This window comes from Acidovorax sp. KNOB132 (assembly GCF_057541515.1).
Map to the genome: position 1 here is coordinate 1 of NZ_BAAJYT010000629.1, position 678 is coordinate 678.

Below are 678 nucleotides of genomic sequence, written 5' to 3' on the forward strand. Positions count from 1 at the left end.
CGGCGCCGGCCCGGGCTACGAGAGCGAGGTGGCGCTGGAGGGCCACTACCGCCACCTGCATGTGCGGGGCCGGGCCGACGGGTTCGATCCCGCCGCGGGCCGGCTGGACGAGGTCAAGACCTTCAAGGGCCGGCTGGACCGGCAGCCCGACTCGCACCGCGCGCTGCACTGGGCGCAGGCCAGGGTCTATGGGTGGCTGCTGTGCCAGGCGCGGCAGCTCGCGCGGATCGACGTGGCGCTGGTGTACTTCGACATCGGCAGCCAGCAGGAGACGGTGCTGGTCGAGCCCTGCACGGCCGACGCCCTGCGCGCCCACTTCGAGGCGCAGTGCGAGCGCTTTCTCGGCTGGGCCGAGCAGGAGGCGGCCCACCGCGCCACGCGCGATGCGGCGCTGCGCGCGGCGGTGTTTCCGTTCGGAGGCTTTCGCACCGGGCAGCGGCCCCTGGCCGAGGCCGTGTACCGCAGCGCCACCGCCGGACGCTGCCTGCTGGCGCAGGCGCCCACCGGCATCGGCAAGACGGTGGGCACGCTGTTCCCGCTGCTCAAGGCGGCGCCCGGCGAGCGGCTGGACAAGGTGTTCTTCCTCACCGCCAAGACCTCGGGCCGGCAGGTGGCGCTGGATGCGCTGGCCCGCATCGCCGCGGCGCAGCCGGTGGCGGACCCGGCCGCTGCGCCGGG

The 678-nt window shown here is 75.4% G+C and carries 1 pseudogene; it reads left to right on the plus strand.

Features of this window, described 5'->3' with window-relative positions:
• A pseudogene (locus AC27IO_RS25105) lies at nucleotides 1–678 on the plus strand (ATP-dependent DNA helicase); the annotation flags it as partial.